This window comes from Terrirubrum flagellatum (genome assembly GCF_022059845.1).
GTDB classification, from domain to species: domain Bacteria; phylum Pseudomonadota; class Alphaproteobacteria; order Rhizobiales; family Beijerinckiaceae; genus Terrirubrum; species Terrirubrum flagellatum.
In genome coordinates, this window is record NZ_CP091851.1 from 4,014,647 (window position 1) to 4,027,658 (window position 13,012).

Genomic DNA, 13,012 nt, shown 5'->3' on the forward strand with positions numbered 1-13,012 from the left:
TTGCAAGCGGCGGACAAGGATTGGTTCATGGCGGTTCAGGAGACGGGCCGCGCATGGGGGCGTTGCGTTGCGCAAGCGCATCAGCGCTGGGCGCGGCGCGCCAGCCATGCGCTCGCGCCTGTCGGATTCAGCATCGGGGCATGGCAGGCCGCCCTCGCGCCAGCGCGCGCCGACGTCACGGAGATCGGCCGCGAAATCGCCCGCGGCGCCGAATCGCAGAATGTCGTCGCCTTCAGCGTCTTCATCGCGCTCGGCGTGTTCGCCACCGTTACGGCTTTCCTCTATGTGCGCGAGCGCGATCGCTGGTTCCGCCGCGCCGATCAATATGCCGACGAGATCAATCGCCTGCGCGCGGAGGCGGATCGCGCCGACATGCTGCTGGCGGGCGACGTCCAGCTCCTGATCTCATGGCCCGGCGCCAACGAGGAGCCGATCATCGAAGGCGACGTCGCGGCCATCGCCGGGCTTGCGGCGCCGCGCCATGCGCTGGTGTTCGGCACCTGGCTGCCGCCGCTCGAAGCCAGCCGCCTCGAAGACGCCGCATCGCGCCTGCGCGCCAGCGGCGAACCTTTCCTGTTGCAATTGCGCAGCCGCAACGGCGCCGAGATCGAAGCGATGGGCCGCGTCATCGCCGGCCGCGCGATCATGCGCATCCGCGATCTCGGCGAAGAGAGACGTCTGCGCAACGATGCGATCGCGGCGCGCGAAGCGGCGGTGCGCGAACGCGACGCGATGCGCGAACTCATCGACGCGATTCCGCATCCGGCCTGGATGCGCGACGAGCATCGCCGGCTCACCTGGGTCAATCGCGCTTATGTGCGCGCGGTGGAGGCGTCAGATGCGAGCGACGCGATCGGGCGCGAAGCCGAACTGCTCGATCATCGCCATCGCGCCCAGGCAGAGGCGCGTCACGCAGTTGGCGAAAGCTATGCGCAGCGCGTGCCGGCTGTGATGGCCGGCCGTCGCGCCACTATCGACGTGTTCGAAACAAGTTCCGGAGGCCTGTGCGGCGGCGTGGCCGTCGACATGTCGGAAATCGCTGCGCTGCAGGATGATCTGGAAAAGCAGGCGAAGGCGCATTCGCTGACGCTCGACCAGCTTCCGACCGCGGTCGCGATCTTCGATGCGCGCCAGCGGCTGATGTTCCACAATCAGGCCTATCGCCAGCTCTGGAACATCGATCTCGCCTTCCTCGAATCCCAACCGACGGAAAGCGAACTGCTCGACCGTCTGCGCGCCGAGCGCATGATCCCCGAACATGATGATTTCCGCGGCTGGAAGACAAGCTGGCTGCAAGGCTATCGCACGCTCGAACCGCGCGATCAGTTCTGGTATCTGCCCGACGGCCGCAACATCCGCGTCTTCGCCAATCCGAATCCGCAAGGCGGCATCACCTATCTCTTCGACGATGTCAGCGAGCGTCACGCGCTCGAGCTGCGCTATAATTCACTGACGCGCGTGCAGCGCGAAACACTCGACATGCTGAAGGAAGGCGTCGCGGTCTTCGGGCCGGATGGCAAGCTGCGCTTGCATAACCCGTCTTTCGGAAAGATCTGGGACATTCCCGAAGCGGTGCTGCGCCTCACGCCGCATGTGGACGATGTCGCGCGCATCGCCGCGATTCATGCGCCGGACGCGCCTTTCTGGGCTGACATGTCGAGCGCCGTCGCGGGCTTCGTCGATCACAGGCTGAGCACGACGGCGCGCGTGCATCGCCAGGATGGCGGCGTCGTCGATTGCGCCATTGCGCCGCTGCCTGACGGCGGCACGCTCATCACCTTCACCGACGTCACCGACAGCGCCAAGTTCGAACGCGCGCTGACGGAACGCAACGAAGCCTTGCAACGCGCGCATCAGTTGCGCAGCGACTTCGTGCAGAACATGTCCTATGAGCTGCGCTCGCCGCTCAACGTGGTGATCGGCTATACGCAGATGCTGGGCGACGGCATCGGCGGGCCGCTCAATCCGAAGCAGCGCGAATATGCGAGCCACATCATGCGCGCCTCGAACGCGTTGCTCGCGCTCATCGACAATATCCTCGATCTGCAATCGATCGACAGCGGTGTCGTGGCGCTCGAACTCGGTCCCGTCGATCTCAAGGCGAATATCGATGCGGTCGCCGAAGGCGTGCAGGATCGGCTGAGCGACGCCGACGTGACGTTCAAGGTGAAGATCGCGCCTGACATCAGAACCTTCATCGCCGACGGGCGGCGACTGCGCACGGTTCTCTTCAACCTGATTTCGAACGCGATCGGATTTTCACCGGCCGGCGGCGCGGTCGAAGTGGCGGCGGAGCGCGCCGGCGACGAATTGCGCATCTCCCTCTCGGATCAGGGGCCTGGCATCCCTGAAGAAGCGCGGGCGCGCATCTTCGAGCGTTTCGAGCACCACCCGCAGGGCTCGAAGCATCGCGGCGTCGGCATCGGGCTTTCGATCGTGCGCTCCTTCATTGAGCTGCATGGCGGGCGCGTGACGGTGGAAAGCGCGCCCGGCGGCGGCGCGCGCTTCGTCTGCGTGCTGCCCTACCGTGAGGGAGATAGCGACACTGGCGCGGCGGCCCGACTTCTGGCGTAAAAGCCGCAATGCCCGAGGCCGATTCGACCACCTCGCCCTGGCGGCTGCTGCTCGCCGATGAACGCGCCACCGCCGGGCTCGCGAACGAGCTCGCCGGCGTTTTGTCGGCCGGCGACCTTCTGACGCTCTCCGGCGATCTCGGCGCGGGCAAGACGACCTTCGCGCGCGCGCTGATCCGGGCGCTGACCGGCGATCCCAATGAGGAGACGCCGAGCCCGACCTTCACCCTGATGCAGGAATATCACGGCGAGCATTTCCCGATCATCCATGCCGACCTGTTCCGCATCGCCAGCGGCGACGAGCTCGCCGAACTCGGCTGGGACGAGGCGTCGGAACAGGCGCTCGTCATCGTCGAATGGCCCGAGCGCGCCGGCGACGCGCTGACGCAGGAACGCATCGATATCAGGCTCGACATCGCCGAAGACGGTTCGCGCATCGCGACGATCACTGGCGCAGGCGGCTATGTCGCCAAGCTCGCGCGCTTCCGCGCCACCGGCGAGATGTTGCGCAAGGCGGGCTGGGGCGGATCGCGCCGCGAATTCATGCTCGGCGACGCTTCGACCCGCGCCTATGAGCGGGTGAAGCGCGAAGATGATTCAGCGGTGCTGATGATTTCGCCGCGCCGGCCTGACGGACCGCCCATCCGTAGCGGCAAACCCTACAGCGCCATCGCCAAACTTGCGGAAAGCGTGCACGCCTTCGTCGCGCTGGCGCACGGGTTGAAGGAGCGCGGCTTCAGCGCGCCCGATATCTATGCGCAGGATCTCGACGCCGGCCTGCTGCTGATCGAGGATCTGGGTTCGGAGTCCGTGCTCGAAAGCGGCGCGCCCATTCCCGACCGTTATCTCGCCTCGGTCGAGGCGCTGGCGCTGCTGCATGCGCAGGAGCTGCCATCTTCGCTGCCGGTTCCTGGCGCCGAGAGCCACGTCATTCCGCCGTATGATCTCGACGCGCTGCTGATCGAAACCGAACTTTTGCTCGACTGGTATGCGCCGCAGCAGCACGGGCTCGCGATTTCGGCGGCCTCGCGGGCCGAATTCATCCGCTCCTGGACCGAAGCGCTGCGGCCGCTGACGGAAGCGCCTGTCACCTGGACGCTGCGCGACTACCATTCGCCCAATCTCATCTGGCTGCCGCGCCGCGACGGCGTCGCGCGCGTCGGCCTGATCGACTTCCAGGACGCGGTGCTGGGACCGCCGGCCTATGACGTCGCTTCGCTGGCGCAGGATGTGCGCGTGACCGTGCCGGAAGAGCTCGAACTCAAGCTGATCTCGCATTATGTCCGGCTTCGCCGCGAGCGCGACCCCGCTTTCGACATGGCCGGCTTCAGCGCCGCCTATGCGATCATGGCGGCGCAGCGCGCCACCAAGATCCTCGGCATCTTCGTCCGGCTCGACAAGCGGGACGGGAAGCCGATCTATCTCAAGCATATTCCGCGCATCGAGAAGCTGCTGATCCGCAACCTCTCGCACCCGGTTTTGTCTGACGTGCGCGGCTGGTATCAGAAGGCCATGCCGAGCCTGTTCGGCGACAGCGAAGCCTAGAGCCCATCATGAACTTCGCATCGGGCGCGCGATCGACGCGCGCCATCGTGCTCGCCGCCGGAGTAGGCCAGCGCATGCGACCGATCACCGACCGGCTGCCGAAGCCGCTTGTCGAGGTCGGCGGCAAACCCATGCTCGACCATGCGCTCGACCGGCTCGCACAGGCGGGAATCGAAGAAGCGATCGTCAACGTCCATCACCTCGCGGATCAGGTGGAGCGGCATGCAGCGGGGCGACGCGCGCCGCGCATCACGATTTCAGATGAGCGCGCGCAACTCCTCGAAACCGGCGGCGGCGTGAAGAAGGCGCTGCCGCTGCTCGGGCCCGGCCCCTTCATCGCCATCAATTCGGATTCGCTGTGGATCGAGCGCGGCGTCTCCGCCATCGCGCGCCTGATCGACGCATGGGACGCGTCGCGTCACGACATGCTGCTGATGCTGGCGCGACGCGAAGAGACGTTCGGCTATGACGGCGTCGGCGATTTCGACCGCGATGCGGAAGGGCTGCTGACGCGGCGCGCGGGCGACACCGCGCCCTTCATCTTCGCCGGCGTTTCGATCATGACGGAAGCGCTGTTCGCCAATACGCCTGATGACGGCTTCTCGCTCAATCTCCTGTTCGATCGCGCCAGCGCGCGCGGGCGGCTCGGCGGCGCGATCCTCGACGGGCTCTGGCTGCATGTCGGCACGCCTGACGCCATCGCGCCTGCGAACGCATTGTTCGCAAAAGGCTGAACATCAGAGATGGCGATGCGTCCCCCTCGCCTGTTCTCGATCCCGCCGGGCGCGCTTTTTCTCGACACGCTGGCGGATGCGCTGATCGACGGAACGCTCGTTGGCGATATCGGCTGGAAATCGCGTCCGCTCGATGTCGCCGACGTCACCATCTATCTGCCGACGCGGCGCGCGGCGCGCGCTTTCGCCGGCGTGCTGGCGCTGCGCGCCGACGGACCGGCGATCCTGCCGCGCATCGTGCCGCTCGGCGACGCCGACGAAGCTGAACTCAAACTGATGGGCGATGGCGACGTCGCGCCGGAGGCCCTGCTGCAGCCGGCAGCGGAATCAGCTGATCGCATGATCTTCCTCGCCGATCTGGTGATGCGCTGGCGCAAGCAGCTCGCTCTGGCGATCACGCCGCTTGATCGCGCCGAGCATGGGCTGATCGCGGAATCGCCGGCCGAAGCCTTTGCGCTCGCCGGCGACCTCGCGCGCGTGCTCGACATCCTGACGATCGAAGGCGTCACCCCTAAGCAACTTTCTGACGGCGTGCCCGGCGAACATGATCGCTACTGGGAAATTTCGCGCGCCTTTCTCGGCATCGCCTTCGAGACGTGGCCGCTCTATCTCGAAACGCGCGGCCTCATCGATCCCACGGCGCGCAACCAGAATGTGCTGCGCGCGCGCGCCGCGCAGATCGCCGCAGGAAAAAGCTCCGGCCCCGTCATCGCGGCGGGTTCGACCGGCACCAATCCGGCGACGGCGGAGCTTTTGTCAGCGATTGCGCGGCTTGATCGCGGCGCGGTCGTGCTGCCGGGTCTTGATCTCATCTCATCGAATGACTCCTTCGCAGCGATCCTCGGCGAAGAAGCGCCGCACGAAGTCCATCCGCAGGCGGCGCTGGCGCATCTGCTGCGGCGATTACAGGCGCAACGCGGCGATGTCATCCCGCTTGGCCGCGCGCAGAAAGCTCTTCTCGCGCGCGAGCGCGTGCTCAGCGACGCGATGCAGCCGCCTTCACAGACAGCGAGCTGGGCGGATGCGCGGGCGGATGCTGCGATCCAGCGCGATATCCGTGACGCGCTTCGCGGCGGCGCCATCATCGAAGCCGACACTGACCGCGAGGAAGCGCTCGCCATCGCGCTCGCCATGCGCCGCGCCGTGCGGAGGCCGAACCGCAGCGCAGCTCTCGTGACGCCGGATCGCGCGCTCGCCGAACGCGTCGGCGTGACGCTGGCGCGCTGGGGCCTTGAAGTCGATGATTCCGCCGGACGCGCGCTGTCGCGCGCGCCGCGCGGCGCGCTGGCGATCCTTGCGGCGCAATGGCTCGCCTCTCCCGCGGACGGCGCGCTGCTTTCGACGCTGCTTGCACATCCCAGCGTCGCGTGCGGATTTGATCGCGCTGGGATGGTTCGCGCCGCGACGGCGATCGAGATCGGATTGCTGCGCGGCTATCCCGACGCCAGCGATCTCAAGATGCTGCGCGAGTTGTTCGAGCCTCGTCGCAGCAAGGCCAGCGATCGTCATGCGATCGGCCCACTCAAGCGTTTGTCGGAAGACGACTGGACGCTGGCGCGCGAAGCGCTCGACAGGCTGATTGCGATTTCCGATCGGTTCGCCGGCACAGGCGACAAACACGGCTGCGCCTGCGTCGGCGAATGGGCGGCGGCGCACCGCGAGGCGCTGGTCGCGCTGACTGAAAACGCAAGTGAAGAAGACTGGCTGTTCGACGAACCCGATGGCGACGCGCTGCGAGAGCTGTTCGGCGCGCTGGAAATCGCGGGCGCGGAACGCGCGCCGCTGACGCGCGCAGATTATCCGCTTGCGATCAAGCAGCTCATGGATGGCGAGACGCTCAACCCGCCGGCGCGCATCCATCCACGCCTCGCGATCTGGGGCCTGCTCGAAGCGCGTCTGTTGCAGGCCGATGTAATGATCCTCGGCGGACTCAACGAAACCTCCTGGCCGCCGCAGCCCTCGCCTGATCCTTTTCTCAATCGCGCGCTGCGCTCCACGCTGAAGCTGCCACAGCCGGAGCGGCGCATCGGCCAGACGGCGCATGATTTCGTCGCGGCGTTCGGGGCCGCGCGCCAGGCGATCCTGACGCGCGCGAAAAAATCCGGCGGCGCGCCAACCATCGCCTCGCGCTTCTGGCAGCGACTGCAGGCCTATGCGGGACCACAGGAGAAACGACCGGAGCATTTCAGCGAGGCCGACCGCCGCAATCCGTGGGTGCGCGCGACGCGGCGCGGCGACATCTATCTCGCCTATGCGCGCGCGCTCGACGAATCCGGCGAAGCGAAACCGATTTCACAACCGAGCCCGAAGCCGCCGGCGCGTCTCGCTCCGCGTCAGCTCAGCGTCAGCCGCATCGAGACTTTGGTGCGCGATCCCTATGCGATCTTCGCGCAATCGGTGCTGAAGCTCGACAGGCTTGAGCCGATCGGTATGGCGGCGGACTTCGCGCTGCGCGGCACGGTGATTCACGATGCGGCCGCGCATTTCTCCAAGACGGTTGATCCCTTCGCGGCGAACGCCGTCGAGGAATTCACCCGGATTGGCGAAAAGCTTTTCAAAGAAGCGGGCGTCGACCCTGAACGCATGATGTTCTGGCTGCCCGGCTTCCGCCGCGCCGCGCGCGCCTATGTCGAATGGGAGCGCTCGCGGCGACCGCATCTCGCGCGATTCGATGTCGAGCAAGGCGGCAAAATCTCGTTTGCGCTTGGCGACGGCTCTAATTTCACGCTCAGCGGCCGCGCCGACCGTATCGAGCGGTTGAAGGACAGGACGCTCGCTATTGTCGACTTCAAGACCGGAGCGCCGCCCTCGCGCAAGGAGGTGCTTAAAGGATTGTCGCCGCAGCTCACGCTGGAAGCGGCGATGGCTTCGCGCGGCGGTTTCAATGCAGAAGATCGCGGCCGCAAAGCGTCATCCCTGATCTATGTCAGGATGTCTGGCGCAAAAAGCGGCGGCTTCGACAATGATCTCGCTGATTCTGCGAAGAAAGATTTTGTCGATCCCATCGCAATCCCCGAGAAACATCTCGAACAGTTGCGACGGCGCATGAGCGCGCTTGTCTCGGGCGAACTCGGCTTCACATCGCGCCCGATCCCGAAATATGCGCGCGACGAAGGCGACTATGACCATCTCGCCCGCGTGGCGGAGTGGTCGCGCGGAGACGATGATGAGTAGCGCCGCGCCCTCCCCGCAGTCGCAGACGCAGCAGCGGCAGCGCGACGCTTCCGATCCGCGCGCGTCGGTCTGGGTGTCCGCCAACGCCGGCTCGGGCAAGACGGAGGTGCTGGCGCGCCGCGTCATCAGGCTGATGCTCGACGGCGTGACGCCGGATGAGCTGCTCTGTCTCACCTACACCAAGGCGGCCGCAGCGGAGATGACGAACCGCGTCTTCGAGCGGCTTGGCGCGTGGATCACCTTGGGCGACGAGGAATTGCGCGGCCGCGTCCATGAACTTACAGGCGCTGCGCCATCGCGCGAATTGCTGGTCCGCGCACGACGTTTGTTCGCCGACGCGCTGGAGACGCCCGGCGGCCTCAAAATCCAGACCATCCACGCCTTCTGCGAAAGGCTGTTGCATCTCTTCCCCTTCGACGCGAAGACGCCGGCGCATTTCGAGGTGCTCGACGATGTGGCGCAATCGCAACTGATCGACGCCGCCATCGCCTCGGTGGTCGCGGGCCAAGACGGGCCGGAAGCCGCAACGGCGTTCGCGCGCGTGGCGGAGGATTTCCCGAAGCAGGATGATTTTCGCGATGTGCTGAAGAAGATGCTGGTGCTGCGGTCGGACATTTCCGATGGCGTCGCGCCAACCGACCCTCTCGATCAACTCGCCAAAGCGTTGCGCATCTCGCTGGAGGACAGCGTCGACGACGCGATCGCGCGCCACTTCGCGAGCGCATTCTGGGCTGATCATTGGAATCGGGTCGCCGCCGCCTTGCGCGGCCATCCCGGCGCCACCAATGATGGGACCGCCGATGCGCTCGAACAGGTCGCGCGCGAAACCGATCCCGCGATGAAGCTTGCTGCGTTGCGCGGCGTCTTCCTCGGCTCGTCCGGCGCCGAGCTCAAGCCGAACTCGGTGATGACCGCCAAGGCGCGCGGCGCGAATCCCGGAGCGGCCGAGAAACTCGACGACGAGGCGGCGCGCTTCTCCGCGCTGCTGGAGCGCATCGCCGCGATCGAGGCGCTGGCGCGCAACCGGGCGATGTTCACGGTCGCCGACGCCATTCTCGCGCATTATCGCGCGGCGAAGGCGCGGCGCGGCGCGCTCGATTTCGCCGATCTCATCGACAAGACGCGCGCGCTGCTCGCCAATGAGGGCGTCGGCCCCTGGATCCTCTACAAGCTCGATTCGCGCCTCACCCATATTCTCGTCGACGAGGCGCAGGATACAAGCGAAGCGCAATGGGACATCGTGGTGCGCCTGGCCGAGGAATTCACCACCGGCGAAGGCGCGCGCGAAACGCGCCGCACCATCTTCGCCGTCGGCGACGAGAAGCAGTCAATTTATGGCTTCCAGGGCGCGGCGCCGAAATCCTTCGCGATGATGCGCGATCTGTTCAAACGGCGTCATGAGGCGGCGGAGCGGCGCTTCGAGAATATCCCGCTCACTGTGTCCTTCCGCTCGACTATCGAAGTCCTTTCCGCCGTCGATCGCATTTTCACAGGCGGCGATCGCGCGCGCGGATTGTCGTTCGACGCCGGCGTCGCGCCGACCCATCAAAGCAACCGGCTTGATCGCGCCGACATCGGCTTCGTCGAACTCTGGCCGTTGATCACGAAGACCGATGAGGCCGAGCCGGACGATTATCTCGATCCAGACGAATCCTCCCGTCCCGTCGATGCGCCTTCCGCGGATTCGCCGACCGCGCGGCTCGCGCGCCGCGTCGCCGACCAGACGCGCCTGCTGATTGCAAATGGCGATCCCACGGGACGGCCGGTGAAGCCCGGCGACGTGATGATTCTCGTGCGCCGCCGCAACGCATTGTTCGAGACCATCATCTCGGCGCTGAAGCAGGCCGGCGTTCCCGTCGCCGGCGCCGACCGGCTGAAGGTCGCGCAGCATATCGCCGTGCAGGATTGCCTGGCGCTGGCGCGCGCCACGCTGATGCGCGACGACGATTACGCGCTCGCCTGCGCGCTGAAGAGCCCGCTTCTCGGCCTCGATGATGATGATCTGATCGCGGTTGCGCCGGAACGCGGCGATGCGCCACTCGCCGACGCGTTGCGCGATGCAAGCGACAGAAAGATTGCTGCGGCCGCCGCCTTCATCGAGGGCTGGCGCGGACGCGCCACGCTCGGCCCCTTCGCCTTTTTCGCGCGGCTCCTCGAGGCCGAAGGCGGGCGTCTGAAATTGCTGGCGCGGCTCGGCGCCGAGGCCGGCGATGCGCTCGATGAATTTCTCGCGCGCGCGCTCGATTTCGAACGACGGGACTCCGCCTCGCTCGCAGCCTTCGTCGCAGCGTTCGAGAACGCCGACATCGAGATCAAGCGCGACCTCGCGCAGGCTGCGAACGAAGTGCGCGTGATGACCGTGCATGCGGCGAAGGGCCTTGAGGCCCCGATCGTGATTTTGCCTGACACCACGGGAAAACCGGAAGGGCGGGGGGCTTCGCCTGCACTGCGCGTGCCGCTCGGCGGCGAGTCGCAGCCGCTTGGCGTCTGGGCGCCGCCCGGCCGCGCGCCGGCCGCGATCGACGCCGCGCGCCGCGCCGCCTCGGCCGACGCAGAGGACGAGCATCGGCGCCTGCTCTATGTCGCGCTGACGCGCGCGCGCAACGGACTGATCATCGCCGGCGCGACAGGACTGAAGCAGGCGCCGCCCGCGTCCTGGTATGCGCAGATTTCATCGGCGCTGGAAGAGGGCGACGCGAAGCTCGGCGCCAAACTCGAACAGACGCCGGCGCGCGGAGGCGAAGGCGAGGTCGGGCGCTGGATCATCGCGGGGCGCGAAAGCACGGCGATGACGAGGCAAGCGGAGCGGGCGACGCTGCCAACCGCTACGCGCCTGCCATCCTGGACGCGCGAACAGGCTTCGCCGGAAGCCGTGTGGACGCCGCCGCTCTCGCCCTCGCGCGCCGCAGAGGCGGCCGATCGGCGCGACCGGCCGCTCGACCGACCGGAAGCCGCCGCGGCGCGGGCGCGCGGCCGCCTCATCCACAGGCTGCTAGAAGCGATTCCATCGGCCGATCCTGACCAGCGGGAGTCTGTCGCGCTGCGCCTTGCCGAACTCAGCGCGCAGCCCGCGGACCTTGCCGAACGTCAGCAACTCGCGCGGAAGGCGCTGGAGATCGTGGCCGATTCCCGATTCGCCGATCTCTTCGATCCAGGCTCGCGCGCCGAAGTCGCGGTGGCCGGCCCCATCAAGGGCCGCGACGGCGCCGTGCGTCACGCGTCCGGCAAGATCGACCGGCTGGCGCTCGCCGGCGGGGACGTGCTGATCGGCGATTACAAGACGGGCGCGCGGCCGCCGGCGCATGAAGCCGACATTCCCAAAAGCGTCATCGCGCAGCTTGCGGTCTATCGCGCGCTGGTCGCGCCACTCTATCCCGATCGCAAAGTCCGTTGCGTCGTCATCTGGACCGCCGGCCCCCTCGCGCATGAGATTTCCAACGCGGCGCTCGACGAAGCGCTTCACAGGATTTGATCCTGCGCCCGCCGCGCGTCACGCTCGCGTGAGAGCGGGTTGACCCCCCTTCTCCGGCTACCTACCTTTTCTCCCACGAGAAGCCCGGAGTCGTCCGGGCGTTTTTAAGCGAGGCACCCCATGGGCGCGCAAAAGACCAGTGACGCCACCTTTGAAAGCGACGTCCTGAAATCATCGACTCCCGTCGTCGTCGACTTCTGGGCGGAGTGGTGCGGTCCCTGTCGCATGATCGCCCCGTCGCTCGATGAGATTTCCAAGGAGCTCGACGGCAAGATCAAGGTCGTGAAGCTCAACGTCGACGAGAATCCCGCGACGGCCGCGAAGTTCGGCATCCGCTCGATTCCGACGCTGATGTTGTTCAAGAATGGCGAACTCGCCGGGCAGAAAGTCGGCGCCGCGCCGAAGGGCGACCTGTCGAAATGGATTTCCGGCGCGATCTGATTCGATCGCGCTTATAGTCGAGGCGACTTTCGAGCCCGCGCCGCGTCAGCGGCGCGGGCTTTCCTTTGGGCGTGATTAACAGAACCTTTTAGTCGAATTTTCCGAAAATTCTCGAAATGGCGCGGGAACAAGCGCTTCCGCCGCGAATTGTGGCAAGAAGGTGGTAACTATCCATGCAAATTTGGGCGAAACGACGTGCAATGTGGCAAGGCCATGCGTCCGCCGCCTAGCGATGTGGCGCCGGGGTGACAGACATCTCCGCGGGCCGCTGTTAGACCACCGCTCACAAATTGAGTTTCCGAGGACCACAACAAATGAAGAAGCTTCTGCTCGCCTCCGCCGCGCTTGTCGCCATCTCTTCCGCTGCGTTCGCGGCCGATCTTCCCTCGCGCAAGGGCCCGCCGCCGGCGCCTGTCTATGTTCCCGCCTTCTCCTGGACCGGTTTCTATGTCGGTCTTCAGGGCGGCTACTCCTGGGGCCGCGTGACCGGCACGTCGACGACCGCTCCGGGCGGCCTGTTCCTCGGCAGCTACGGCTATGACGCCAATGGCGGCCTGTTCGGCGCGCATGCCGGCTACAACTATCAGTTCACGCCGAATCTCGTCGCCGGCATCGAAGGCGACATCGAGTGGGCTGACCTGAAGAAGACCGGCATCGCCAGCACGGGCCTTCTCGCCGAGCGCACCAAGCTCGACTGGCAGGGTTCGGTTCGCGGCCGCTTCGGCTTCGCTCTCGATCGCGCCCTCATCTACGCCACCGGCGGTGTCGCGTTCGCCGACATCAGCCACAACGTGACGACGATCCCGGGCGGCGTCAGCGTCCTGAACTACTCCGACACCCGCGCCGGCTGGACGCTCGGCGGCGGTATCGAGTACGCGCTGACCAACAACATCACGGTCCGCGGCGAGTATCGCTACACCGACTACGGCCGGATCAGCGCTTCGAACCTCGTGACCGGCGTCGCCGACAGCAAGAAGTTCACGACCAACGCGATCCGCGCTGGCGTCAGCTACAAGTTCTGATCTCCCTTAAAGGGATCAACGAAAACCCGGCCGCGAGGCCGGGTTTTTTGT

At 66.4% G+C, this 13,012-nt stretch carries 7 protein-coding genes; all 7 read left to right on the forward strand.

The annotated features are described in order from the left end of the window. Positions 1-27 precede the first annotated feature (27 nt). Entirely contained in the window at positions 28-2,574 is a 2,547-nt protein-coding gene (locus L8F45_RS19320; protein ID WP_342359487.1) for a PAS-domain containing protein, read from the forward strand. Between the two features lie 8 nt (positions 2,575-2,582). Beyond that, positions 2,583-4,118, forward strand: coding sequence for a tRNA (adenosine(37)-N6)-threonylcarbamoyltransferase complex ATPase subunit type 1 TsaE (gene tsaE, locus L8F45_RS19325; RefSeq protein ID WP_342359488.1), 1,536 nt, complete (start codon positions 2,583-2,585; stop codon positions 4,116-4,118). 8 nt (positions 4,119-4,126) lie between these two features. Further along, positions 4,127-4,852 carry a nucleotidyltransferase family protein gene (locus tag L8F45_RS19330; protein WP_342359489.1) on the forward strand — a complete coding sequence of 242 codons (726 nt, stop codon included), beginning with the start codon at positions 4,127-4,129 and terminating at the stop codon, positions 4,850-4,852. A gap of 15 nt (positions 4,853-4,867) precedes the next feature. Beyond that, a complete protein-coding gene (gene addB / locus L8F45_RS19335) occupies positions 4,868-8,026 on the forward strand; it encodes a double-strand break repair protein AddB (protein WP_342359490.1) in 3,159 nt (1,052 codons plus the stop codon). After that, a complete protein-coding gene (gene addA / locus L8F45_RS19340) occupies positions 8,016-11,498 on the forward strand; it encodes a double-strand break repair helicase AddA (RefSeq protein WP_342359491.1) in 3,483 nt (1,160 codons plus the stop codon). Before addB ends, addA begins: the two co-directional genes overlap by 11 nt. A gap of 120 nt (positions 11,499-11,618) precedes the next feature. Continuing rightward, on the forward strand, positions 11,619-11,939 hold the full coding sequence (gene trxA / locus L8F45_RS19345; protein WP_342359492.1) for a thioredoxin TrxA: 321 nt from the start codon (positions 11,619-11,621) through the stop codon (positions 11,937-11,939). Between the two features lie 314 nt (positions 11,940-12,253). After that, the gene (locus L8F45_RS19350) at positions 12,254-12,961 is read left to right on the forward strand and encodes an outer membrane protein (protein ID WP_342359493.1); all 708 of its coding nucleotides are present in this window, start codon (positions 12,254-12,256) and stop codon (positions 12,959-12,961) included. Positions 12,962-13,012: the final 51 nt, after the last annotated feature.